Genomic DNA, 23520 nt, shown 5'->3' on the forward strand with positions numbered 1-23520 from the left:
TCGGTGAAGCACGCATGGGAGGAACGCAATCGTCCAATTCGGCTTGAGCGTCGGCTCGAGTTCGAGACCTATAGCGCCACTCGCGATTTCCTTGACCGGTTGGGCAGCCTCAGTGAAGACAAACAGCGCTTCCCTGATATCAGCTTTGGTAGGACTTACGTGAATATCACCCTGCGTCCCCTCGATGAGAGTGAAGGCGCTTGCCTTCAGGCTGACGACCACGCCTTCGCGGCGGGTGTGGATGAACTCCTCGATTGATCTGGCCGCTCGCTACGCCGAGTCGGGCGTGGCTGAAGTGCTTGAGCAGCTTGATCAGGATTTGGTGGGTCTGCTTCCAGTCAAAACTCGGATTCGTGAGATCGCGGCATTGCTTCTGGTAGAACAAGCGCGTCAGGCTCTTGATCTGCCTTGTGGTGCGCCGGGATTGCACATGTCGTTCACAGGTAGGCCTGGAACTGGGAAGACCACTGTTGCGGTCAGAATTTCTCAGATCCTCCATCGTCTCGGTTACCTACGCAAAGGCCATGTAGTGACGGTGACTCGTGATGATCTGGTTGGGCAATATGTGGGGCATACTGCGCCTAAAACCCGGGAGATGATCAAGCGTGCACAAGGTGGTGTGCTGTTCATTGATGAGGCTTACTACCTGTATAAGTCAGGAAACGAAAGGGATTATGGCGCGGAGGCGATTGAAATTCTTCTCCAGGATATGGAACGTCAGAGGAGTGATTTTGTGGTCATCTTTGCGGGCTATAAGGATGAGATGGATGCTTTCTATCAGTCCAATCCTGGCCTAAAGTCTCGTGTTGCTCATCATGTGGACTTCCCTGATTACAGTGATCAAGAGCTGATGGAGATTGCTCAGATGTTGTTAGAGAAGCAGGCTTATCGTTTTGACTCTCAGGCAAAAGTGGTTTTTGCTGACTACATTTTTAGGCGACGTCAGTTGCCATTTTTTGCCAATGCTCGTTCTATTCGTAATGCGATTGATCGCATGCGCCTTCGTCAGGCCAATCGCTTGTTCTCACGGATGGGTGAATGCCTCAGCCGCGATGATCTGATCACAATCACGGCAGCTGACATCCTCAGCAGTCGTGTGTTTCAAGGTGAAGTGGAGGGGCAAGACCCGGCTCGCCCTCTCACCCCACTGCCATGAGGGATCAATCCTTTGGCGATTCAAGGTCGCGACGGATTAGGGCCAGGAGATACGAGGGGGCTTTGTAGCGACCGGGCAAGCAGCGGTTGAGGGTTTCCAGGTGACCCCAGCAGACCGTTTTCTTGATGTCTTCGATGCTTCGCCCCTCTTTCAGCAGGCGTCTGAGGGCCTTGCAGTAGAGGGGATATCCCGCTTCGAGTTCACCAATGGTGAGTTTGGCCTGGGCCATGGAGTCTCGCAGCGCATTACTCAACCTATGCAATCGCTGGTCGACCCCGATGTTTTTCTGGGTTTAGCCCAGATAAGCGACACAGTCGATTTCCACTTTCGCCCCCTTGGGAAGGGCCGCAACCTGCACGCAGGCTCGCGCTGGACTCACGCCCGTGCCAAACACCTCGGCATAGAGAGCATTGACGCGTTGGAAATCGTTCAGATCGGCCAAGAACACCGTGGTGCGGACGACCCGTGAGGCATCGGTCCCAGCTGCTTCGAGAACGGCGGTGAGATTTTTGAGCACCTGGCGTGTCTCAGCCTCCACATCGCCATCACCCACCATGGAGCCGTTGGCGGGATCGAGGGGGATCTGACCCGAGCAGTACAGCCAGTCGCCCGCCTTCACGGCTTGGTTGTAGGGGCCGACGGGGGCGGGAGCTGCAGCGGTGGTGATCGCCTGAGTCGGGGAGGGCGACATGGTTGGGACGCACAATGGGGATTGCATCATCGCCCTCGGTGTTCATGCTGGGGGCCCATTCGCTTTGACGGTGTCCAGAGACAGTTCGAAGGGAGGACGTTCCCTGGTGGAGCCCAAGGCTGAGGCCGCACCGGTGGAGGTGCGAGGGCTTTGGCATCGCTATCGATCTGCCCATAACGACTGGACGCTGCAGGGTATCGATCTGGAACTGGAGCCTGGTGAGCTCGTGGGATTGCTGGGACCTTCCGGTTGCGGCAAAACCACCTTGCTGCGGCTGATTGCCGGTTTTGAGGTGCCCTCGCTTGGAGAGGTGCGCATGCATGGCCAGCCCGTGGCTACGGCTCAGCGCTGGATTCCGCCGGAGCGTCGTGGTGTGGGAATGGTGTTTCAGGATTACGCCCTCTTCCCCCACCTCACTGCCTGGGACAACACCTGCTTTGGGCTGCGGCGCGGACAGGACACCAGCCGCGCGGCCTGGTTGCTTGAGTTGCTGGGCTTAGAGCGGCTCACCCGTCGCTACCCCCATGAACTTTCGGGTGGTCAACGCCAGCGACTGGCTCTGGCCAGGGCTCTGGCCCCAGCCCCCGCGGTGGTGTTGTTGGATGAACCTTTCTCCAACCTCGATGTGGAGGTTCGGCTCCGTTTGCGCAGCGAATTGCCTGCTGTCCTCAGTCGCTGTGGCACCTCTGGAGTGCTGGTCACCCATGATCCCGGCGAAGCCCTAGCGATCTGTGATCGGGTGGCCGTGATGCAGGACGGGATCCTGCATCAATGCGCGACGCCGCGCACCCTGGTGGAATCGCCAGCCTCTTCCTTTGTGGGTCGCTTCGTCCTCCAGGGAAATCTTCTCCCTGTGGAGCGGCAGGCCTCAGGCCGCTGGCACTGTCTGCTGGGACCGTTGCAGGCTGTTCAGTCCGGGGCGCCTGAGCAGGTTCGCTGCGCAGAGCCTGACTCGACATTGGAGGGGCATTCGACGGGACCTGGACGTGAAGATCCTGTGTTGCTAGTTGATCCAGCCGCGATTGATCTCCGCCTCGATCCAGATGGTGATGCCTGCGTGATGGGTCGGGAGTTCCTCGGCCGGGAATGGCTGTATCGCGTTGAAGCCGGCGGTCAGCAGCTCAGGCTCCTGCTTCCTCTTCAGCATGACTATCGCCGAGGCACACGCTGCCGACTTTCGCTGCGGCCGGATGAAACCGTTCTGCTTTATCCCGAGCGAACAGCTCTGGTGGGAGCCCCTTAACCGCGCCAGTGATCCTTGTGGCTGCGCAGCGTTGCGAGTTCGTCGGGGTCTGACGCCTGCAGAAACAGATTGGTGTCCCACTCGATCGCCAGGGTGCTCGGCAAGCTGCTATCGCCTCGGCGGCGCAAGGTCTGAACCTGTTCCAGGCGGGATCGGATTCGCAAATCTTGCGGACGTTGCTGCGCTGCCCAGCGCAGATTCGCCTCGGTGTATTCATGGGCGCAATGCACGCTTGTGGTGTCAGCCAGGAGACCGAGCCGTTGCAGAGCCTGGTGCATGTCTCTGGCGCTTCCTTCAAACAACCGTCCGCAGCCTGCGCTGAACAACGTGTCGCCACAGAACAGGGCCGGATCATCTCCCGGCTTCCCGCCCGCTGGTAGCAGAAAGGCGATGTGCGCACAGGTGTGCGCCGGCACGTCGATGACCTCAATCTGCTGATTCAGCAGGCTGAGCCGGTCCCCACCCTGCACAGAGATTGTTTGGAAAGGAATTCTTTCCCGGTCCGCGGCTGAAGCGATGACCTCGGCGTCCGGCCAGTGCCTGAGCAGTTGTGGTGTGCCCCCAATGTGATCAGCGTGGTGGTGGGTTTGTAACACCGCAGCCAGCTGCAGTCCACGGGCTTCAATCCAGCTGATGACAGGCTCTGCTACGGCAGGATCCACCACGACGGCGCACTGGCCCCGCACCCAAATCCAGATGATGTTGTCGTTAAGAACCGGCAGTTGATGAATGCCGTCATTCAACGGAATCGGGTTGGTAGGCACCGTTGAGGAAGGGGGCATCGTTAAAGTCCAAGTCGACGCATCAGTCCATGATCACCGTCGCTCTGGCCAAGGGGGCGCTCTTGAAGGAATCGGTGGCGAGGTTCTCTGCAGCCGGCCTCGACTTCTCCGCCGTACTGGACCCCGACAACCGTCAGCTGATGGTTCCTTCCCAATGCGGGCGAGCCAGGGCCTTGCTCGTCCGCAACGGCGACGTTCCTGTCTACGTGGCTTATGGACAGGCCCAGCTGGGAGTGGTCGGCTACGACGTGTTGCGCGAGCACCAGATGCCTGTTGCTCAATTGGTGGACCTCAATTTCGGCGGCTGTCGCATGGCCGTAGCTGTCAAGGAGAGCAGTGGTTACGAGCGCGCTGCTGATCTCCCTCCCCATTGCCGGGTGGCCAGCAAATTCACCCGCTGTGCCCGTGCTTATTTCGACGCTCTGGAGCTCCCAGTTGAGCTTGTCCATCTCACAGGCTCAGTCGAGCTGGGGCCGATCACCGGGATCGCTGAGGCGATTGTTGACCTCGTGGCTACTGGGCGAACACTCAAAGACAACGGCTTGGTTGCGATCGAAGACCTGTTTCAAACCACGGCCCGATTGGTGGGCCACCCCCTTTCGCTGCGGCTGGATCGGGGTGAGCTTCGGGAGATTATCGATGCGATGCGGGATGCCACCCCGACTCCGGTTGTGACGGCTTAATGGCAGGTTCTGACCTGCAACGGGTTTTGCGGCTGGGGCGCTATCTCGGTCGAGACCGCCGTCGCCTCACCCTCACTCTGGTGTTGTTGATCCCGGTGGCCCTTGCTGGGGCGATCCAGCCCTTGCTGGTGGGGCAGGCGATTGCTGTGCTGCGCCGCTTCGGAGGGGATACGAAGGAATCAGTTCTGCCTTTGCTTCAGGGGCTCGATACCCCTGTGGCCGTCAGGCTGATCGTGGTGGTTTTGCTGTGTTCGGTGTTGCTGCGTCTGGCCCTTCAAGGGCTGCAGACCTTCAATATCCAAGCTGTGGGACAACGGCTGACGGCCCGGATCCGTCAAGACCTGTTTGCCCATGCCATGAACCTGTCGGTTCGCTTCCACGACCGCATGCCCGTGGGCAAGCTCCTGACGCGTCTCACCAGTGATGTGGATGCCCTCGCCGAAGTGTTTGGCAGTGGTGCTGTCGGCGTGCTCGGTGACCTGGTCACTCTGGTGGTGATTGCCGCAACCATGTTGCTCGTGGAATGGCGGCTGGGACTGCTGCTGCTCGCAGCTCAGATTCCGGTCACGCTGGTGATTCTCTGGCTGCAGCGTCGCTACCGAAAAGCCAATTACCGCGTCAGGGAGGAGCTTTCCCAGCTGAATGCAGATTTCCAGGAGAACCTCCAAGGGCTGGAGGTGGTGCAGATGTTCCGGAGGGAGTCCGTGAACGGCAAGCGCTTTCACGCCACCGGTCAGGCCTACCGACAGGCGGTGAACGGCACCATCTTTTTCGACAGCAGCATCTCCGCTTTCATCGAATGGGTGGCCCTCGGTGCCGTGGCCATCGTGTTGGCTCTCGGTGGATGGATGGTCACTGCCGGCGCCATGGGTTTGGGCACGCTCACGACATTCATCCTCTATTCCCAGCGGCTGTTTGATCCCCTGCGCCAGTTGGCTGAGCGCTTCACCCAGATTCAGGGGGGTCTCACGGCCGTCGAGCGGATCGGCGAGCTGCTGGAGGAACCTTTGGAGATTGTCGATCGCGGCGCTGAGGTTTCCGCTCCTGCCCCCGTAAGCCAGCTTGGCTCCCCTCGTGGTCTGGGCGGAGAGGTGGTGTTCGACAACGTCAGCTTTGCCTATCGACCTGACGAGCCGATTCTTCGCAACCTCAGCTTCCGTATCGCTGCCGGTGAGCACGTGGCCCTTGTGGGGCCAACCGGATCGGGAAAAAGCACAGTGATCCGTTTGCTGTGCCGCCTTTATGAACCACAGCAAGGGCGGATCTTGCTTGACGGCCAAGACATTCGCAATTTGCCCATGCAGGAGTTGCGCCAACAACTTGGCGTGGTGCTGCAAGACACGTTCTTGTTCAGTGGCACGGTGGGAGAGAACCTTCGTCTCGATGTCCCGATCGATGACGCCCGCCTGGGCGACATCTGCCGGGACCTGGGTCTTGAACCCCTCTTGGACCGTCTGCCCGAAGGTCTCGATACCACCTTGCGGGAGCGTGGTGGCAACCTCTCATCCGGAGAGCGGCAGCTGTTAGCAGTCGTCCGTGTGGCGATTCGCAATCCCACGGTGTTGGTGATGGATGAAGCCACTGCTTTCATGGATCCTTCCACTGAGGCAACCCTGCAAAGGGATCTCGATCGTTTGCTGGAGAAACGCACCGCCGTGGTCATTGCCCATCGTCTGGCCACGGTGGAGGCAGCCGATCGCATTTTCGTGTTGCGCCGCGGACAGGTGATCGAGCAAGGCACCCATCTGGAGCTTCGGGCACTGGGAGGGCTCTATGCCGAACTGGCGGAGTTACAAGAGCGAGGCTTGGCGACGCTGTGATGGCTGTGTTCAAGACTCCTGATCTCAGAGTCGTTCGTTCAGCCAGGGCTCTAGGGCTTGCTTGAGAGCTGATGCGTGCGTCTGCATCGGCAGGTGACCGCAGTTTTCAAGCATCACCAGGCTGGGTTGTCGGCTGTAACCGGCGAGGTGTCGGACGTAGCCTGGTTCCATCACTTGATCCCGGCTGCCGCTGATCCAGAGGCTGGCCACGGTGAGGTCGGCCACAAGACCTGGAATCTGACGGATTGCCCCACGGCAAGTGCTATTGATCAGGAGGCCTAGGGCCGCGCGCTGCTCTGCCTGGAAGGGTCCAAGCTCAAGCGGCAGTGGTGGTCTTAAGCGGACGACCCATCGTCCTCCCTGGCGCAGCTTCTGAAAGGGGCGCGGCTGATAAATGCCCCCACCGGCCGCAATGCAGATCACTCCTTTGCATTGCTCTGGGGCGCGTTCGCGCAGATATCGGGCTGCATGCAGTGCAACGCTGGCCCCAAGCGAGTGACCCATTAAAACCACCGGTTGTCCGGCTGCCTGGCTCAGGGCCTGATCCCCCAGCCAACGTCCGTAGGCAGCAAGCGTGGGTCGCAGGCTGTGGGGGCGAGGGCGGTGCCCAAATCCAGGCAGGTCTGGGCACCAAAGGCTCCATCCTCCTTGGCGCTGATTGGCCGTCTGCGCCTTCGTCCATAGCCGCTCTAGGGGGGTCCACACCTTCTTGCTCAGTAGCCAGCCATGGGCACCGACGACGAGAGGCGTTGAAGACATCACAGCTGACATGGCATCTCCACATTGCCGTGGCATCCCGTGCTGATACGCCAAGATCAGTGTCTGTTCGCAACGGCTGGGTGATCGAAACGCCTGCACTCACACAGGAGACGCTGGTGCAGGCCTATGGCGATAAGGCCCGCTTCTGCCGTACGGCCAACCCTCAGGTCAGTCTGGTGTTCAGTCAGGCCCGCCCGATGGATCTAGTGGAGCTGGAGCGCCTATTGGAGTCTGTGGGCTGGAGTCGCAGACCTGTGCGCCGGGTGCGCCGTGCACTCGAATGCAGCTTGATTTGTGTGGGCCTCTGGCGTCATGATCCTCGTATGCCCCGCCTGGTGGGTTTTGCACGGTGCACCGGAGATGGGGTGCTCGATGCCACGATCTGGGATGTTGCCATCCATCCCCTCTATCAGGGTTCTGGTCTTGGCAAACAGTTGATGGATTACGTGCTGGACGCTCTGCGGGAGATGGGCACTGAGAAGGTCACGCTGTTTGCGGACCCTGGTGTTCTGCCCTTTTATCAGCGCTTGGGCTGGGAGCTGGAGCCGTACGGGCATCGTTGCGGTTTTTGGTACGCCACTTAATCGTTGTGGCGACGGCCGTAATAGGTGGCTGCTAATCGCTCCGCTGACTCGCCGTTGCGCCAGCGCTGACGCAGACGGGCATTGCTCCAGCTGCGTTGAAGCACGCTGCTTCCGCTCCAGCGTCGACCATCACTAACAAGTGGTTGTCTCAGGGGCCTCAGCCGTGCCCTAGGGGCTAAGCGCTCCACCAGATCGAGATCTTCCATCAATGGAAGAGAGGCATAACCGCCGCAGCGCTGGTAGAGCTCTCGATGCAACAGCAGCCCCTGGTCACCATATGGCCGCTGCAGCCATCGGCTGCGTAGTCCCACGACGGCCTCCAGCAGGCGTAGAGCCGGCCGGCCAGGTTCGATGCGGAGGTCGAAGTACCAGGCGGCGTCGATGGCAGCGGGATCCTGCAGTACGGCCAGTACACGTTCAGCCCAACCGGGCCTGAGACGGCTGTCGGCATGGAGGAACAGAAGCCAGGGGGCAAGGGCCTGAGCGGCGCCGTATTGCAGCTGAGCCCCCCGCCCGGGTCTCGGTGAAGGCACACAGTCGGCCCCGGCCATGCGTGCGATCCAGCGGCTGCGGTCGCGGCTGCCACCATCGACGACCACGATCTGAATCCTCCCCTGCCAGCACTGCAGATCGGCAAGCAGCAGGGGCAGGCGCTCAGCTTCGTTCAGGCACGGGATGACGATGCTCAACGAGGGCAGCCCAGCGTTCATGCCAGCCATGGGGGGGTCTCAAGCATCCATCAGGCTGATTGAAGGCGGCATCCTGCAAGGGCCTCGGGGAGGAACCACTGCGATCTTGTTTGTGTTGTGGTTGGTGTTGGTGTCGTGGTTGCTGTTCTCGTTTCCGGTCCGGGGCCTCCATACAGGGTTCATCCTGAGCTGTCAGCTTGATCAGTCCGTCTCGCTCCAGTGCTTCAGATTGAACGACAGAGTCCTCAACCTGAGCGTTGATCTGAAGCTGTCGATCACTCGCCAGACCTTCCGGAGGTGTGAGGCAGACCTCGCTAAGCCCCGTGAGTGCATCGATTCGAATCACAGCGGTGAGACCCGTCAGCTTGTCGATTCGCATGCCTCGATCGCTCGTTAGCCATGTATGGACCTACGAAAGCTGTCTTTCCCTCTCGGCAATGAAGGATTGGCTGAGAGGTGGCTGATCGTTTCCCCTTGTCAGCATTGGTCTCTTGAGGAACGATCTGGCACGGCCTTGACGCAGCTCACACCCTGAGCTAGTACACAAGAACTATTTTGGGGCTTGCGTGGAGGACTGGGCTTTCGTTGATGAGCAGGAGCTCAGCGGCTGGAAGGGCGCCTGTATTTGCATGACTTGTGAGCACTTCGTCTATGGAGTGGATGCTCAGAGTCGCACTTTGGTGGCGTGCAACCTGAAGAGAAAGCAGTTGCAGCAGGGTGCTCACCTCACCAAGCGATGCCACCAATGGGCGCCGACTTGGCGCAAGCAGGTCGGATGGGCTCCTGAGTACGGCTAAGCAGAACGGTGATCGGGCGCGCCGATGTTCTGGCTGTGTCCGCCCTCTTGATGCTCTGTTGCTTGGTTCAGGAGAGCCCAAGCTGTGACGTTTGAGCTTGTGGCAAGACAGCTTGATGTCAATCCACTTTGCGAGCTTTTTTGCACTGCCCGTCGTGAATCGTCGGATCAGGATGGGTGAGGGTTGGTCGACTGACTTGGTTGCGCAGCTGGATTCGTGATCCCAGGTGCCGGCAAGGTCATGCAGCCTTGATTCTTTCCTGTGCTGCTGATCGAGTGCATGCTTTGTCGGTCTGTGCAGCGAATTGCGATCTGCCCGGAATTGAGCATCAAGACAATTGTTTGGCTCCTGAAGATTCGGTGCTGGCCCCATCGTGTGCACTAGGGCTCGTGGCTGGATGAGCCCCCGCTTTTGCTTGGCTGGTTCTGCCTTGGACTCCCCTCAGGCGAGATGGATTTGATCAAGTGGACGCCTGTTCTTTGGGCGTATCTCAATATCGGTGCGTATCTGGCCACTGGTGACCTGCTTCCCATGCAGAAGCAAGGTTCATTCTTTGCTGTGGCTCTGATCTCTTCTCTATTGATTTGGTACGCCCATCACAGCTAAAAGAGGCTCTTGTGGGGATGCCCAACGTTGTTAGGCCAACCCTTTCATCCCAAGCCTGTTACTGCCAAGGGGCCCATGCGGGGAAGCACGGGACCTCTAGGTCAATCGCCTCCCCCCTTTCGTTGTCAAAGTTTTTCCCCTCATGGTGCTGTTCTGATGGCTCTCAATAGCAGAGCCGAGCTTGTTTTGGCTTAGGGATGTGGAGTGTTGCTAATCCTGGGCTCTGTCATTGATCTCTTCGATGATCCCAAGTAGATCATTGAATTTTGGTGCCAAGGTTCGTGTTGGCTGCATTCTTTAAGAAGACTAGTTGAAGCCATGTTCACAATCGAACGCAAATCAGAAGAACACTGGGTTCCTGAAATTGCATACAGGACGGAAATTAAGGCCTTTGTTCAGGCGCGTTCGAGGTGCATGGCAACTGGTCAGACCTATCGGGTCGTTGATCGGGAGCAGGATGTTGCTGCTGTTGTTACCCCTGAGATCTGCAAACTGATTTACGGACGCTCTATCTAACTACTTGGCCGCGGCCGCTCTGCTGCGCAATGGCAGTTCAGTTCAACCAAGCCCGAAATGCTTTTTGCAGTCTTCCAGTGTGATGATGCATTGGACTTCATGGCTGGGGTTGATCACTCGGTAGCTGCGTCCCGTTGCCATGCATTTCGTGCGAGCGCACACGAAGGCTTTGAATTCAGTTTCATACTGGATCTCTGGTATCCATGCCTCGCCTGACACCCATGACTCGTTCAATCTTTCGATTGTGAACACCAGTCGCAATCGCAGTACGACTCACGATCCCCCGTTGGCAGGTCTGATGCTCGGAAATATCAGGTTGTTGTTGGGATCAGTCGTTCACCATGCTGATGGTCTTCAGGTCCTGATGTGAATCAGGGCCTGCATCCTGCCGCTCGATGGAAAGCCAACCAGCACCAAGCCTTGAGCATCCATCCAAGAAGCGGGGCGATCGCCAGGGGCAATGCCTGAGGCGTCATCCCCTTGGTCGTCCCAATGTCAGGCCAGCCATGGAGCAAGGTCTTCCAGCCGGTCGATGTCGTTGTGCTCATCAAGGAGCCGCACGGACCATCCTCTGGACTGAGCTCGCTGCAGGGTGGCGCCGAGCACATGCTCGCTCCCCCAGGGCAGGCCGGAGAAGAGCCATGCAGGGCAGGTCTGTGCCTGGCGCTGTCCGAGCCCGAGTAGCCAGTACCCACCATCTCGGGCTGGACCGAGCACAAGCGGGTGATGGTGCACGGCTTCGATCGCGCAACAAAGATCCCGGCGAGACAGATCAGGTAAATCTGTGCCGATGATCAGCACAGGATGCGGAGAGCTTCCCTTGCTGGCTTCAAGCATCTGCCTGCGCATCCGCAAGCCAAGGCCGCCCTTCCCCTGATCAATCACCTTGGCGTTCAGTCGTTGCTGCTCCAGCCGGCGTGGCCCTCCGCTGAGGGCGAGCCTCAAGCTGAGCAGCCCTTCGTTGTGTAGCTCTTGAGCCACGGTCAGTGTGTGGGTTCTTAGGCGGGCCTGCACCGTTGCTGCAGCCGTGCTGCCGATCGTGGCTCCAAGCCGGCGTTTGCATCGGCCGAAGGCTGGCCAGCGACTCATCATCACCAGCACGGGCCGACCCGCCACATCGGCAGCGTTCATCAACGTCTAGGCAGTTCCGCTGGGCGGACGGAGAGTTCAACCTCTTCACCGTTCCGCTCCACTGTGAGCGGCATCGGTTCTCCCACGGTCCCACGGTCAACCGCCAGTTGGACTTCAGAGGGATCCTTCACCCGCTTGCCATTCACGGACTGGATCAAGTCGCACGTCTTGATTCCAGCTCGAGCGGCAGGGGTGTTCTCAACCACTTCGATCACGAGTACGCCGTTGGTCTCCGGCACACGGCAGGTTGTGCTGGTGGCGTTGATCTCTTTCGCGAGCTGAGGTGTGAGGCTCTGAAGCCGGACTCCGATATAGGGGTGGGAGGCTTGGCCAGTGCTGATGATCTGCTGGGCGATTCGTTTAGCCAGATTGATCGGAATGGCAAAGCTGAGACCTGCCCCTGGGGCCTTGCGGATCGCTGTATTGATGCCGATGACCTGCCCGGCGGCATTGATCAGCGGACCCCCGCTGTTGCCAGGGTTGACGGCAGCGTCGGTCTGGATATAGGGCACTCGCTGACCGGACCCAAGGGCATTGGTGCGGTCAACGGCGCTAATGATTCCGGCGGTGACGGTGTTGTTGAGGCCGAGGGGATTGCCAATGGCGATCGCCCACTCCCCAGGCTTGAGGTCGTTGGAGTCACCCAACGGGGCGACCGGCAGCTTGTCGGCGACGACCTTGACCACGGCCACATCCGTGAGAGGGTCGCCTCCGAGCACTTTGCCGTTGTAGCTGCGGCCGTCCGGCAGGGTCACAGACACCTGATCAGCTCCTTCCACCACATGCTCATTGGTGAAAATCAGCCCGTCGGATCGGGTGATGAAGCCTGACCCCTGCCCCTGCTGCTGCTGGATTGCAGGCGCACCTCCAAACAGTTTTCCTAGCGGATTGTTGACGCGTTTGACGGTGTCGATACGCACCACCGCAGCACCGACGCGATCCACTGCGGACACAATCACGTTGCGGCCAGGCTTGAGTGGAGCGGCACTGGGTGCGTCGCTGACTTCTGGGAGCTTGTCGGGTGTGGTCTCAGGCCTAATGCCCAGCTGTTGTTTCCAGTTGGGATCACAGCCACTGAGGCCAGCTCCAATCAGCACGATCCCGAGCCAGTGGAAAGGGCGTCGTTTCAGAGTGTGAGCGGCGCGGCCCATAACATCTCACCGATTTCTGACAGGGTCTCACGAAAGAGCAGACAAACTCACCAAGGTGCGTAGATTCCCAATTCGAATGGGGGCTGCTTGTGCTGACGGGGAGTGAGCTGTGGAACAAGGTGCAGCACGCTCTTCAGGGCAGTCTGAGCAAGCCAACCTTTGAAACCTGGTTGCGGCCGGTGCGCTGCAGTGGTTTCTCCGATGGAGAGCTCTGTCTTCAGGCCCCAAACAGCTTTGCCAGCAACTGGCTGAGAAAGAACTACCTCACCACGATCACTGAACTGGCCAGCGACATCGTTGGCAATCCCGTGATTGTGACCGTTTTGGCCCGTCAGGATGATCAGGAGGTCGCCTCCGGATCAGTCGGCCCTGCAGCTGCTCCAGCTGCTGCACCGCAGACTCCGGCCACACCGACGACAGGAGGATTGTCCTCTCCCACGCCGACCAGCGGTGTCCCCGGGCGTCAGCCTCGTCGACTGCCTGGGTTGAACCGTCGTTATGTGTTCAATCGGTTTGTGGTGGGCCCGAACAGCCGGATGGCTCATGCTGCTGCCCTTGCTGTGGCTGAATCCCCAGGGCGGGAATTCAATCCCTTGTTCATCTGTGGTGGTGTTGGTCTCGGCAAGACCCACTTGATGCAGGCCATCGGCCACTACCGCCTTGAGATCGATCCCGGTGCCAGGGTGTATTACGTCTCGACGGAGACGTTCACCAATGACCTGATCTTGGCGATCCGAAAGGACGGTATGCAGGCATTCCGTGATCGGTACCGGGCGACAGATTTGATACTTGTGGACGACATTCAGTTCATTGAGGGCAAGGAATACACGCAGGAGGAGTTCTTCCATACCTTCAACGCCTTGCATGAAGCAGGCCGTCAGATCGTGATTGCGAGTGATCGTCCACCCAGCCAGATTCCTCGGTTGCAGGAGCGTCTGATTTCACGTTTTTCGATGGGTTTAATCGCCGATATCCAGGCCCCTGATCTGGAAACCCGGATGGCGATCCTTCAGAAAAAGGCTGAGCAGGAGAAAGTTTCCCTGCCCCGAGAACTGATTCAGTACATCTCTGGTCGTTTTACGTCCAACATTCGTGAGTTGGAGGGTGCTCTCACCAGGGCGGTGGCGTTTGCCTCCATTACTGGTTTGCCGATGACCGTCGAATCGGTAGCTCCGATGCTCGATCCGAGTGGGCGTGGTGTGGAAGTGACACCGCAACAGGTGATTGACAAGGTCTCTGAGGTGTTTGATGTCAGTGCCGATGACATGCGCAGCAGCAGCCGCCGCAGGGCCGTAAGCCAGGCGCGTCAAGTGGGTATGTTTCTGATGCGCAAGGGCACGGATCTGAGCTTGCCGCGGATCGGAGAAACCTTTGGCGGCAAGGATCACACCACGGTGATGTATGCGATTGAGCAGGTGGAAAAGAAACTTTCGTCTGATCCTCAGCTCGCCAGCCAGGTGCAGAAGGTCAAGGATTTACTCCAGATCGATTCCCGTCGCCGTCGTTAGACCCTTGCAAGGAGCTGTTTCCTGTCCAGCCCGCAAGATGTGAGGCTCCGGCGGATCTCACCAGCCTGCGTGCTGCCGGAAGGGCCGGATCAAGTTGCAGCGAGGAGAAGGGAGGAAGCGGACGGCGTCGCAGCCAGGCTCCCCACCGGAATTCGTGATAAGGAATCAGGGGCTGGGGTTTGATGGCGCGCTCCTTTTTCAGTTTCCAGACAAGACTCCGGTAGGGATCGTCAAGCAGCGACAACAGATTGGATGGCAAGGCCTCGGGTGACTGCGGGCCATTGCCACGGCCATCAAACAGGTAAAGCCAACCTCTGTTCTGTAGGTGTTTGAGAACGTCGACCCTGTTGGTCTGAGCCAACTCCTCAATCACATAACCGAAGGTGGTGACTGTCGGGTCCAGCTCCAATAAAGCTCTGAGTCGGTGATGGCGATCAACCATCCATAAGTCTCCGCGGCCATTGCGCACCAAGGGCACCGGTTTTGTTCGCAAATAACGCTGGCGCTCCTGTTCGCTGTCCTGGAGGAAATCCCGCTGCCGACTGCGCACTTCAGCCAGCCCGATGCACATCTGTGTGGGTTGTAGACGGCCCACTTCAACCTCGAACAACGTGAAGCCGTCGTCGGGATCAGGGATGCGGTCGTAATGGGCGAGATTCAGGGATCTAGTGTTCATTTCATGAGCGCACGATGCCGCGATTACGGGCTATGGAGCGTTTAAAAATCAGTGTTCTCATAAATACTCATCTGCACAACACCCACCGTCTGAGCAATCGGTTGTTGTCCCCATGGTGTTGCTGACACTGAGAAGGTGTAGATGTCGGCTGGGGGATTGACCCCAATGCGAAAAGCGACGGTGACTGTTTCTCCTGGAACGACGGGTTCCTGAAAACGGATGGCTACTGAACGGTTGTCGTTGGAGAATTCTGCCGAGACAGGCAGGTTTTTTCCTTCATGTCGTGGGCGGCCAAGAAAGGCGGTCGGCTGCACAGGGCCGTAATAAAAAGCCGGTTGGGCTCCTCGGATCTGGCTGAAATTGATTTCGGCAAGGTCGGCATCCGCACCCTTGGGCATTTCCAAAACCAAATAAAACACTGCACCACCGCTGAAGGAAATGCTCTCGTAATTAATCAGCTCTGTTTGGGTTGGCACTGCAACAAAACTGCTGCGGCCATTCACCTCGACCCCAAAGGCTGCGGGGATGGCGAACAGCAGGCTGGCCATCAGCCCAGTGGAGATTGCACGCATCGCTGCTCATGGTGACTTGGGAAAGTCTGACGATGCTTGGCACGTTTGGCCAGACTGCTTCGCTCGACGCCTTGACATGCTTTTGCCACCGTTCGGGCTGCTCGATTCGATGCTCCCTTAGCTCAAGTTGTGGGTCAGATCGGGGATATATAGGACCTCGGCGATCAGATCTGGATCACAGCTCTGCCAGTCTCCAAGCTCTTGCATCAGGGCCAGGCAGTCATCTCGGCGCCCCTCCTTGGCCAGGCGGTTCAGTCTGGTGCTCATGTCGCCTGACGTGATTGTTTCTGCGATCTCTCGAAGCGAGAGGGCTGCCGTCATGACTGAAGTGTTGTTCTTGCGACGTCGTCGTTGCACAGAGGTTTTGCTTTCTTGGTCTGAACTTAATCAGTTCATCACCTTCTGACAGTGTTCCAGCGCACGTGCACAATGCCGGCAGTTGGCGGCGTTGTGCCCTGCGGAGATTTGGAAGACTCCTTTGATCTGGTCGTTCTCGGCGCCGGTTCTGGTGGACTTGCGGCCGCCAAACGAGCTGCCTCTCATGGTGCACGGGTGGCGTTGGTGGAAGGCGATCGGGTCGGTGGTACCTGCGTGATCCGAGGCTGTGTTCCGAAGAAGTTGCTGGTGTACGGCTCCCAGGTGCAGGAACAGCTGGACTCAGCTCCGAGTTACGGCGTCGTGCCAGGAGTGGTGCAACGGGATACGGCGGTGCTGTTGCGCCATGTCCGCCAGGAGGTGGATCGTCTGAATGCTCTGCACATCGATTTTCTCGCCAAGGCAGGTGTGACGTTGGTTCCAGGCTGGGGCCGATTCCTTGATAGCCATCGGATTGCCGTGAGCCACGCCGACGGCACGGGTCAAGACAGGGTGCTGGAGGCAAAACGCATTCTGATCGCGGTCGGTGGTCGCCCTCATCGACCCGAGATCCCCGGTGCTGCACTGGCTTGGGTGAGTGATGACATGTTCCTTCAGGACCGTTTTCCGGCGCGGGTTGTTGTGGTTGGAGGCGGCTTCATCGCCTGCGAATTCGCCTGCATCCTCAAGGGGCTTGGGGTGGAGGTGGTTCAGCTCGTGCGTGGCGACCATCTGCTGCGTGGTTTTGACCGGGAGCTGTCCTCTGTTGTTCAAGAGGGGATGGAGGAGAACGGTGTCGAGATCCGCTTCCAGGTCAGTCCGGAGGCAATTGAAGGTCAGCCTGGTGAGCTCACTGTTGTCACCAGTGAGGGTGAGTCTGTTGGTTGTGGTGGTGTGCTTCTTGCCACCGGGCGACGCCCTTTCCTTGAAGGGCTCAATCTGAGCGCAGCGGCTGTGGTGGTGGATGGCCACCGCATTCCTGTTGATGTCGATCAAGCCACGAACAGGCCCCACATCCACGCCGTTGGTGATGTGACAGATCGCGTCTGCCTCACTCCGGTGGCGGTGGATGAAGGGCGTGCTTACGCCGATTTCGCCTTTGCCGGTCGTCATCGACAGGTGAATCACGACCTCGTTGCCAGTGCTGTGTTCAGTCAGCCTGAGCTCGCAACGGTTGGGCTCAGTGAGGAAATAGCAATCGAGCGTTTTGGCAAAGAGGCGGTCACCGTGCATCGCGCCCGCTTTCGCTCCATGGCTCAAGCTCTGCCTAAGCGCGGGCCCCGGTGTTTGCTCAAGCTTGTGCTTGAAGCTTCGAGCGGCAAGGTTCTCGGATGCCACATGGTTGGTGAGCATGCGGCTGAAATTATCCAGATGGCTGCCATCGCCGTTGGGATGGGGGCGACCAAGGAGGATTTCGACCGCACGATGGCTCTGCATCCCACGGTCTCCGAAGAATTTGTGACGATGGCTTGAAGGCTGTCGCTCCGTTGACTCCTGCTGGTTCCTGAACCGTTTTCGTCATCCCTTCTGGCTGGCCCTACCCATGCAGTCGGGCATCGAGGTGGTTGCTCCGTCTCAGGGCGATGGCAATGGCGGTGAGGCCTGGACCCATGCGCGAGCAGCTGGGGAACACGCTGGTGTCAGCGATGTACAGGTTGTCGAGCTCATGGCAGCGGCCTTCGTTGGTCACGTTGTCGACAACTCAAGTTCGCCTCTAGGACCTCTGCTGTCTCAACTGTCGCCAATACACCAAGGCCTGCGTCGTGATGATCACCATCACGGCCGGCAGAACCAAGCAGAGAACAATTAAACGGTATTCATCAGCCCAAGACGCCAGGTTGGTCCGGGGAAGCACGTTGTCCGTGATGTAAACGATGTAAAGGCCCAATAGCAGGCCGCCCTCTAGGCGTGAGATCACGCCTTTGGTCCAGAAGATTGGGAAGCAGGCCAGGCAGGTGAGCAGCATCACCGGCAGATCTTCATTGATCAGCTCCGGGCTCACATTGAGGCCGCGGCCTCCGGCAGCCAGAGCTCCCCCGCCGAGCACCAGCAGCAGATTGAGCAGGCAGCTGCCCACCACATTGCCGATCGCAAGATCTGTGCGGCCTCGAAGGGCGGCCACCAAGGATGTGATCAGCTCTGGCATTGAGGTGCCGGCGGAAACGATCGTGAGACCGATCACGGCTTCGCTGACCCCCAGTTGCAGCGCGGCGGCACTGGCTCCTTTGACCAGGATGCTGGCGCCGAAGCCCAGCACCACAATGCCTGCGGCCAGACGGATGGTGGCTTTGATCCAGCCGCCTTCGGCGGTTTCGGCATTGATCTCAGGCTCGGCATTCTCCATCTCCTCCGGTTCTTCCCGAGCGGTGCGGATTTCCCAGATGGTGTTGATGACAAGGGCTAGCAAGAGGGCAATGCCTGACTGCCATGTGACCTCGCCCGTTGATGCCATCCCCCAAACGGCGGCGGAAACGGCGAGCAGGAGGGGCACATCTCGCCGTACTAGCCGGCTTTCCACTTTCAGAGGAAGCACCAAGGCACTGCTTCCCAGAACCACCATCACGTTGAAGATATTGCTGCCGACCGCATTGCTGACAGCAAGAGCATCGGACTGATTGAGCACCGAGCTGATGCTGACGAAGAACTCCGGTGCGCTGGTTCCCAGCGAGACCACCGTGAGACCGATCACCAGCTGGGGGATTCCGAAGATCAGGGCAAGGGTCACAGCCCCCTGAACAAATAGTTCACCTCCGCCGAAGAGGAGGCCGATCCCCACCAGCACTTCCAGGGCGGCGAGTAGGAACGGCGGCATCACAGCAGAAGAAGGTGGCCTGATTCTGCTGCCTCGGGTGGATTTGCATTACTGATCAGACCGGATGCTCTCAATTTGCAGCGAGGCCTAGCATTCCGCGACCTACGCAACGCCTGCCGGTGTTTTTGAACCACATCAGCACCCAAAACATCAAAGGAGATGCGTTTGGTGGGCTGACGGCAGCGGTTGTGGCCCTGCCGATGGCACTTGCCTTCGGTGTTGCAGCCACGGGTGGTGATCCTGGCCCAGGTCTTTGGGGAGCCGTGATCATCGGCCTCGTGGCGGCTTTCTTTGGGGGCACGCCCACCCTGATTTCGGAACCCACGGGTCCGATGACTGTGGTGTTTGCAACCGTGTTCCTCAGTTTCACCTCCCAAGCCAGCAGTGCTGAGGAGCTGAAGACCGGGATGGCCATGGCCTTCACCGTGGTGATTCTTGCGGGCCTGTTTCAGATCCTGTTTGGAGTGTTCCGCCTGGGGCGTTATGTCACCCAGATGCCTTACACGGTGATCTCAGGCTTTATGTCTGGGATTGGCGCCATTCTGGTGATCCTTCAGCTACCGGCCTTCCTTGGGCAGCAGGTGGAAGGAGGGGTGAAGGGAACGCTGATGCGCATTCCCTACCTGATCACTCATGTGGATCAGCCTGAGCTAATTCTGGGGCTGATTACTGTCTCCATCCTTTGGTTCACGCCTGCAGCGATCAAGCGGTTTTGCCCTCCGCAGCTGTTGGCCCTTGTGATCGGGACACTTCTGTCTCTTTATCTGCCTGCTCTTGCAGCTGCTGATCTAGCCAGGATCCCTGAGTTCAAGGCAAGCCTGCCTGGGTTCAATGTTCCCAACTTCAGCAGTGATCAGCTCGGTTTGATGTTCGTGGACGGTGCCGTTCTGGGCATGCTGGGCTGCATCGATGCCCTGCTCACCTCCGTGGTGGCCGACAGCCTGACCCGCACCGAGCACAACTCCAATAAGGAGCTTGTTGGCCAGGGGCTGGCCAACATCACCTCCGGACTGTTTGGTGGCTTGCCAGGAGCCGGCGCCACCATGGGCACCGTGGTGAATATCCAGGCCGGTGGACGATCGGCCCTGTCCGGGATCATTCGTGCGGTGATCCTGATGGTGGTGATCCTCGCCGCGGCGCCGCTGGCTTCAACGATTCCTCTGGCAGTGCTGGCCGGAATCGCTCTCAAGGTTGGTATCGACATCATCGACTGGGATTTTCTGCAGAGAGCTCACCACCTCTCTCTCAAGGCAGCGCTGATTACCTATGGCGTGATCGCACTCACGGTGCTGGTGGATCTGATCGCCGCCGTGGGCATCGGGGTGTTCGTGGCCAATGTGCTCACCATTGATCGGATGAGTGCCCTGCAGTCCAAGCGGGTGAAAACGATTAGCACCGCGGATGATGATGTGGAACTCTCTGATGAGGAGCAGGAGCTCATTGACAAGGCCGCTGGCAGGGTGTTGTTGTTCCAGTTGGCAGGCCCGATGATTTTTGGGGTGGCGAAGGCCATCTCCAGGGAGCACAACGCCATTGGCGATTGTGAGTCCGTAGTCTTTGATCTGCATGAGGTCTCTCACCTCGGGGTCACCGCTTCGCTAGCGCTTGAAAATGCCATTAAGGAGGCGATTGAGGTGGGCCGCACAGTGCATCTTGTGCTCTTGCCTGGTGCGACTCGCAAACGGCTTGAGAAGTTGAAGTTGTTGCAACAGCTCCCTGAAGAGTGCATCACCTCCGATCGCTGCGAAGCCCTGCGGCGCGCAGTCTCTGCCCTGAACTAGCTCCTCTTTGCGTCTCCTGTGGCATCCCCCAACCGTCTGACACTGCGCCGTCCTGACGACTGGCACGTGCATCTTCGGGACGGGGCGATGCTGCATGCCGTGGTGCCTGCCACAGCACGGGTGTTTGCTCGGGCGATCGTGATGCCCAACCTCCGCCCTCCGATTACGACCGTTGAGGCGGCTGTTGCTTACCGCGATCGAATCCTCGCGGCTGTGCCTGAGGGGTTGGACTTCACTCCTTTGATGACGGCCTATCTCACCGATGATTTGGCGCCAGAGGTGCTGGAGAGGGGGCACCGCCAAGGGGTGATCACTGCGGCCAAGCTTTACCCCGCCAATGCCACCACCAATTCAGCAGCAGGCGTGACTGACCTGGAACGGATCGATCCGGTGCTGGAGGCGATGGAACGTCTGGGCATGCCCCTGTTGATCCATGGTGAGGTCACGGATCCGGAGGTCGACATCTTTGATCGGGAAGCGGTGTTTATCGAGCGTCATCTCATCCCACTGCGCCGCCGTCACCCTGGGCTCAACGTTGTGCTGGAACACATCACCACGGAACAGGCCGTGGATTATGTGTCCGGATCAGATCGGCGACTGGCGGCCACGATCACGCCTCATCATCTCCATCTCAACCGCAACGCAATGTTTGCCGGTGGCTTGCGCAGCGATTTCTACTGCCTTCCTGTGGTGAAGCGTGAAACCCATCGCCGTGCCTTGGTGCGCGCTGCGACCAGTGGTGAGCCCTGCTTTTTCCTCGGAACTGATTCCGCGCCCCATCCCAGAGCGGGAAAGGAAAGCGCCTGCGGATGTGCTGGCATTTTTAATGCCGTGCACGCACTCGAGAGCTACGCCGCCATCTTCGAGCAGGAGGAATGCCTGGATCGGCTTGAACCTTTTGCCAGTGAATTCGGGCCTCGTTTCTATGGGCTCCCCCTCAATGAGCAGACCGTCACCCTTGAGCGCAGTGAACAGACCGTGCCCCAACGGCTGGATCCACCCTTCTCCGCTCCTGACGATGAACCCTCTCTCGCGGTTGACCAGGCTCCCCTGTTGTTCCATGCCGGGGAAACCCTGCTCTGGCGCGTGGTGAGCTCTGAGCGGAGGCCATCGAGCTGAGCCAGTCGAGCTGAGGATGAAGACCTGTCGGCCCTCGACTTTCAAGACTCCCTGCACGATCTCGCCATGCCCAGGATTGATGGGGGCAGGGGGACTTGAACCCCCACAGGATTTTCATCCCAAGCGATTTTAAGTCGCGTGCGTCTACCGATTCCGCCATGCCCCCGGCGGTAAGGCTCCTGTCAGTGCCCTGCACGGCATCTTAGATTTCGATCACTCAGCGGAACTGTCGTGTTGCCGGATGCCCTCACCAGTGTGGTCAGCCTTGAGACCTTGCTTGTGCTTGCTGCCTACACGGTGTTGGGTGGCCTTTACCTGGTGGTGATTCCGCTTGTTCTCTATTTGTGGATGAACAAACGCTGGTACTGCATGGGCAAGGTGGAGCGGCTGGGCGTCTACGGGATGGTGTTTCTCTTTTTCCCGGGCATGATTTTGTTTGCTCCCTTCCTCAATTTCAGGCTTCAAGGCCAGGGTGAGGTCTGATCCATTGACCCGTCTCAATGTTCTGTTGATTGGCCTCCTCGTGCTGGTGATGGGGGGCATCGGTTACGGCGTTTTTTCCGCAGCAGGTTTCGAGGATGCTTCTGCGGGGATCGCGGCGGAAGCTGTTCTGATCGTGATCGTGGTGGTGTGGACTGGTTCCTATCTGTTCCGCGTTGTGACTGGAAAGATGACCTACATGGAGCAGCGGCGTCGCTACCGCGAGGGTTATGACCAGATCACCGATGAGCAGCTTCAGAACCGTTTTGACTCTCTGAGCCCTGAGGAACAACAAGCTCTGCTGCAGCAGATCTCGTCTGAAACCTCCGCCGACTCGTAGGCTCCCGCAGTGCTTGTGTTGCGCTGAATCAGCGTTCTTGGCTTCCATGACCCCATCTGCCGTGTCCGCAGCCGACTCCCCGTCACCGATTGCGGCACGCTTCGCCGGTCTGCAGGAGCAGGGACGGATGGCCCTGATGCCGTTTCTGATGGCTGGAGACCCCGATCTTTCCACCACCTCTGACGTGCTGCTCAGCCTTCAAGAGAACGGAGCTGACATGGTGGAGCTGGGGATCCCCTATAGCGATCCACTGGCGGATGGACCGGTGATCCAGGCCTCTGCCTATCGAGCTCTGTCTGCGGGGACAACCCCCGGCCGCGTTCTGGAGATGCTCTCCGGTTTGAAGGGCAAGCTGACAATCCCTGTGATCCTCTTCACTTACAGCAATCCACTGCTGAACCGTGGCGCCGAGGAGTTTTTCGCTGATGCGGCCGCAGCTGGAGTGTGTGGCCTTGTTGTTCCAGATCTCCCCCTCGAGGAGGCCGAGCGCCTGTCTCCTTTGGCACAAGCCCATGGGATTGATCTCGTGCTGCTGGTGGCGCCAACCACGCCAGCTGATCGGATGCAAAGAATCGCCTCTGCCAGTCGTGGATTCACCTATTTAGTGAGCGTCACGGGTGTGACTGGAGAACGAGTCAGCCTCGAGAGTCGTGTGTCATCTCTCGTGGCAGATCTCAAAGGGTGCTGCCCCATTCCAGTGGCTGTGGGATTTGGGATTTCGGGACCCGATCAGGTCAAGCAAGTGAAATCCTGGGGGGCGGATGGAGCGATTGTAGGCAGTGCTTTAGTGAAAAGAATCGCGGCAACAGAGCCAATCTCAGCTGCCGCACAGGCTGGTGAATTTTGCCGGCAGCTTAGATTGGCTGCCGATTGAATCACTCTTCGTCTTCTTCACTCCCGCCGACGGGAACGAGGCGGATTTGTTTGCGACCGAGCTTGATCTCGAATTCGTCGCCGGTCTTGAGATCGAGCATGGCGGTGTAAGCCTTGCCGATTAGCAGGTTGCCGTTGCCTTGAACGGTTGCGACGTAGGAAAGCTTGCGGCCGCCCTTGCCGACACCACCACCACCACCGAGGCCAAGGTTCACACCCTTGGCTTCAAGAAGGGCCTCATAGAACGCAGTGAAGTTGAGGCGCTCACCACCATCCTTCTTGCCCGATACGTAGCCGCAGGCCCTGACAAGATCGGATTTGCTGACATCGCCCAGCTCTTTGACCTTGTTGAGCAGGTCACTCCCTGTGAGCATGATTGTTTGAGAGAAGATCTACA

General features: G+C 58.9%; 28 protein-coding genes and 1 tRNA gene. 14 read left to right on the plus strand and 15 right to left on the minus strand.

Features of this window, described 5'->3' with window-relative positions:
• Positions 1-3: 3 nt before the first annotated feature.
• Both SIB72_RS08885 and cbbX read left to right on the plus strand, forming a co-directional pair.
• A complete protein-coding gene (locus SIB72_RS08885; RefSeq protein WP_115017049.1) occupies positions 4-258 on the plus strand; it encodes a 4a-hydroxytetrahydrobiopterin dehydratase in 255 nt (84 codons plus the stop codon).
• Positions 242-1156, plus strand: a complete 915-nt coding sequence (gene cbbX, locus SIB72_RS08890) for a CbbX protein (RefSeq protein ID WP_115120782.1) — start codon at positions 242-244, stop codon at positions 1154-1156. Before SIB72_RS08885 ends, cbbX begins: the two co-directional genes overlap by 17 nt.
• A gap of 4 nt (positions 1157-1160) precedes the next feature.
• Here the strand turns inward: cbbX and SIB72_RS08895 are convergent, their stop codons facing one another.
• Together SIB72_RS08895 and SIB72_RS08900 are read right to left on the minus strand one after the other, a co-directional pair.
• Positions 1161-1385: a DUF3136 domain-containing protein gene (locus SIB72_RS08895; protein ID WP_115017413.1), complete on the minus strand. Its 225-nt coding sequence runs from the start codon at positions 1383-1385 to the stop codon at positions 1161-1163.
• Positions 1386-1448: 63 nt separating this feature from the next.
• Entirely contained in the window at positions 1449-1847 is a 399-nt protein-coding gene (locus tag SIB72_RS08900; protein WP_115017047.1) for a Rid family detoxifying hydrolase, read from the minus strand.
• A 133-nt stretch (positions 1848-1980) separates the two neighbouring features.
• Here SIB72_RS08900 and SIB72_RS08905 point away from each other — a divergent pair, with 133 nt between their 5' ends.
• Positions 1981-3090: an ABC transporter ATP-binding protein gene (locus SIB72_RS08905; RefSeq protein ID WP_371410900.1), complete on the plus strand. Its 1110-nt coding sequence runs from the start codon at positions 1981-1983 to the stop codon at positions 3088-3090.
• Here the strand turns inward: SIB72_RS08905 and gloB are convergent.
• Entirely contained in the window at positions 3087-3872 is a 786-nt protein-coding gene (gloB, locus tag SIB72_RS08910; protein WP_413743665.1) for a hydroxyacylglutathione hydrolase, read from the minus strand. The two genes, SIB72_RS08905 and gloB, sit on opposite strands and share 4 nt — an antisense overlap.
• A gap of 29 nt (positions 3873-3901) precedes the next feature.
• Here gloB and hisG point away from each other — a divergent pair, with 29 nt between their 5' ends.
• Both hisG and SIB72_RS08920 read left to right on the plus strand, forming a co-directional pair.
• Positions 3902-4555 (plus strand): ATP phosphoribosyltransferase, encoded by a 654-nt coding sequence (gene hisG / locus SIB72_RS08915; RefSeq protein ID WP_115120785.1) that lies wholly within the window; start codon positions 3902-3904, stop codon positions 4553-4555.
• A complete protein-coding gene (locus SIB72_RS08920) occupies positions 4555-6375 on the plus strand; it encodes an ABC transporter ATP-binding protein (protein ID WP_115120786.1) in 1821 nt (606 codons plus the stop codon). The genes hisG and SIB72_RS08920 overlap by 1 nt, the downstream gene beginning before the upstream one ends.
• Positions 6376-6399: 24 nt before the next feature.
• Here SIB72_RS08920 and SIB72_RS08925 read toward each other — a convergent pair whose 3' ends face one another.
• Positions 6400-7134 carry an alpha/beta fold hydrolase gene (locus SIB72_RS08925; protein WP_115120970.1) on the minus strand — a complete coding sequence of 245 codons (735 nt, stop codon included), beginning with the start codon at positions 7132-7134 and terminating at the stop codon, positions 6400-6402.
• Positions 7135-7214: 80 nt separating this feature from the next.
• Here SIB72_RS08925 and SIB72_RS08930 point away from each other — a divergent pair, with 80 nt between their 5' ends.
• On the plus strand, positions 7215-7718 hold the full coding sequence (locus SIB72_RS08930) for a GNAT family N-acetyltransferase (RefSeq protein WP_115120787.1): 504 nt from the start codon (positions 7215-7217) through the stop codon (positions 7716-7718).
• Here the strand turns inward: SIB72_RS08930 and SIB72_RS08935 are convergent.
• Both SIB72_RS08935 and SIB72_RS08940 read right to left on the minus strand, forming a co-directional pair.
• Positions 7715-8428, minus strand: a complete 714-nt coding sequence (locus tag SIB72_RS08935) for a TIGR04283 family arsenosugar biosynthesis glycosyltransferase (protein ID WP_115120788.1) — start codon at positions 8426-8428, stop codon at positions 7715-7717. The genes SIB72_RS08930 and SIB72_RS08935 overlap by 4 nt on opposite strands.
• Positions 8373-8786, minus strand: coding sequence for a hypothetical protein (locus SIB72_RS08940; protein WP_413743666.1), 414 nt, complete (start codon positions 8784-8786; stop codon positions 8373-8375). The genes SIB72_RS08935 and SIB72_RS08940 overlap by 56 nt, the downstream gene beginning before the upstream one ends.
• 868 nt (positions 8787-9654) lie before the next feature.
• Between SIB72_RS08940 and SIB72_RS08945 the strand changes: the two genes are divergently transcribed.
• Entirely contained in the window at positions 9655-9810 is a 156-nt protein-coding gene (locus SIB72_RS08945) for a hypothetical protein (protein ID WP_170953901.1), read from the plus strand.
• 1011 nt (positions 9811-10821) lie between these two features.
• Here SIB72_RS08945 and SIB72_RS08950 read toward each other — a convergent pair.
• Together SIB72_RS08950 and SIB72_RS08955 are read right to left on the minus strand one after the other, a co-directional pair.
• Positions 10822-11457 carry a TIGR04282 family arsenosugar biosynthesis glycosyltransferase gene (locus SIB72_RS08950; RefSeq protein WP_115120793.1) on the minus strand — a complete coding sequence of 212 codons (636 nt, stop codon included), beginning with the start codon at positions 11455-11457 and terminating at the stop codon, positions 10822-10824.
• Complete coding sequence (locus SIB72_RS08955) at positions 11457-12608, minus strand: trypsin-like peptidase domain-containing protein (protein WP_115120794.1); 1152 nt, start codon at positions 12606-12608, stop codon at positions 11457-11459. The genes SIB72_RS08950 and SIB72_RS08955 overlap by 1 nt, the downstream gene beginning before the upstream one ends.
• 89 nt (positions 12609-12697) lie before the next feature.
• Between SIB72_RS08955 and dnaA the strand changes: the two genes are divergently transcribed.
• On the plus strand, positions 12698-14116 hold the full coding sequence (gene dnaA / locus SIB72_RS08960; RefSeq protein ID WP_413743667.1) for a chromosomal replication initiator protein DnaA: 1419 nt from the start codon (positions 12698-12700) through the stop codon (positions 14114-14116).
• Here dnaA and SIB72_RS08965 read toward each other — a convergent pair.
• From SIB72_RS08965 to SIB72_RS08975, 3 genes are all read right to left on the minus strand, one after another.
• A complete protein-coding gene (locus SIB72_RS08965) occupies positions 14076-14792 on the minus strand; it encodes a ParB-like protein (RefSeq protein ID WP_413743668.1) in 717 nt (238 codons plus the stop codon). The two genes, dnaA and SIB72_RS08965, sit on opposite strands and share 41 nt — an antisense overlap.
• A gap of 41 nt (positions 14793-14833) precedes the next feature.
• Positions 14834-15364: a DUF2808 domain-containing protein gene (locus SIB72_RS08970; protein WP_115120797.1), complete on the minus strand. Its 531-nt coding sequence runs from the start codon at positions 15362-15364 to the stop codon at positions 14834-14836.
• A gap of 117 nt (positions 15365-15481) precedes the next feature.
• Positions 15482-15685, minus strand: coding sequence for a hypothetical protein (locus tag SIB72_RS08975; protein ID WP_413743669.1), 204 nt, complete (start codon positions 15683-15685; stop codon positions 15482-15484).
• 144 nt (positions 15686-15829) lie between these two features.
• Between SIB72_RS08975 and gorA the strand changes: the two genes are divergently transcribed.
• Positions 15830-17191 carry a glutathione-disulfide reductase gene (gorA, locus tag SIB72_RS08980; protein ID WP_413745083.1) on the plus strand — a complete coding sequence of 454 codons (1362 nt, stop codon included), beginning with the start codon at positions 15830-15832 and terminating at the stop codon, positions 17189-17191.
• A gap of 64 nt (positions 17192-17255) precedes the next feature.
• Here the strand turns inward: gorA and SIB72_RS08985 are convergent, their stop codons facing one another.
• Together SIB72_RS08985 and SIB72_RS08990 are read right to left on the minus strand one after the other, a co-directional pair.
• A complete protein-coding gene (locus tag SIB72_RS08985) occupies positions 17256-17408 on the minus strand; it encodes a GMC oxidoreductase (RefSeq protein WP_413743670.1) in 153 nt (50 codons plus the stop codon).
• Positions 17409-17432: 24 nt separating this feature from the next.
• Positions 17433-18530 (minus strand): calcium/sodium antiporter, encoded by a 1098-nt coding sequence (locus tag SIB72_RS08990; protein ID WP_115120799.1) that lies wholly within the window; start codon positions 18528-18530, stop codon positions 17433-17435.
• Positions 18531-18649: 119 nt separating this feature from the next.
• On the opposite strand from SIB72_RS08990, the gene SIB72_RS08995 reads away from it, so the two are divergent.
• Both SIB72_RS08995 and pyrC read left to right on the plus strand, forming a co-directional pair.
• Positions 18650-20311 (plus strand): SulP family inorganic anion transporter, encoded by a 1662-nt coding sequence (locus SIB72_RS08995; RefSeq protein ID WP_413743671.1) that lies wholly within the window; start codon positions 18650-18652, stop codon positions 20309-20311.
• Between the two features lie 18 nt (positions 20312-20329).
• A complete protein-coding gene (gene pyrC / locus SIB72_RS09000) occupies positions 20330-21430 on the plus strand; it encodes a dihydroorotase (protein WP_115120801.1) in 1101 nt (366 codons plus the stop codon).
• A gap of 80 nt (positions 21431-21510) precedes the next feature.
• On the opposite strand, the gene SIB72_RS09005 is transcribed toward pyrC, so the two are convergent.
• Positions 21511-21596 (minus strand) — tRNA-Leu (locus SIB72_RS09005).
• Between the two features lie 65 nt (positions 21597-21661).
• On the opposite strand from SIB72_RS09005, the gene SIB72_RS09010 reads away from it, so the two are divergent.
• The 3 genes from SIB72_RS09010 to trpA are packed head-to-tail and all read left to right on the plus strand — an operon-like array spanning position 21662 to position 23124.
• On the plus strand, positions 21662-21913 hold the full coding sequence (locus SIB72_RS09010; RefSeq protein ID WP_413743672.1) for an NAD(P)H-quinone oxidoreductase subunit L: 252 nt from the start codon (positions 21662-21664) through the stop codon (positions 21911-21913).
• A gap of 4 nt (positions 21914-21917) precedes the next feature.
• On the plus strand, positions 21918-22250 hold the full coding sequence (locus SIB72_RS09015; protein WP_115017003.1) for a DUF3007 family protein: 333 nt from the start codon (positions 21918-21920) through the stop codon (positions 22248-22250).
• Between the two features lie 46 nt (positions 22251-22296).
• Positions 22297-23124: a tryptophan synthase subunit alpha gene (trpA, locus tag SIB72_RS09020; protein ID WP_115120803.1), complete on the plus strand. Its 828-nt coding sequence runs from the start codon at positions 22297-22299 to the stop codon at positions 23122-23124.
• Between the two features lies 1 nt (position 23125).
• Here the strand turns inward: trpA and SIB72_RS09025 are convergent, their stop codons facing one another.
• On the minus strand, positions 23126-23497 hold the full coding sequence (locus SIB72_RS09025; RefSeq protein WP_115017398.1) for an AbrB family transcriptional regulator: 372 nt from the start codon (positions 23495-23497) through the stop codon (positions 23126-23128).
• Positions 23498-23520: the final 23 nt, after the last annotated feature.

The sequence above is a fragment of the Synechococcus sp. MIT S9451 genome, from assembly GCF_047304725.1.
Classification (GTDB): Bacteria; Cyanobacteriota; Cyanobacteriia; order PCC-6307; family Cyanobiaceae; genus Synechococcus_C.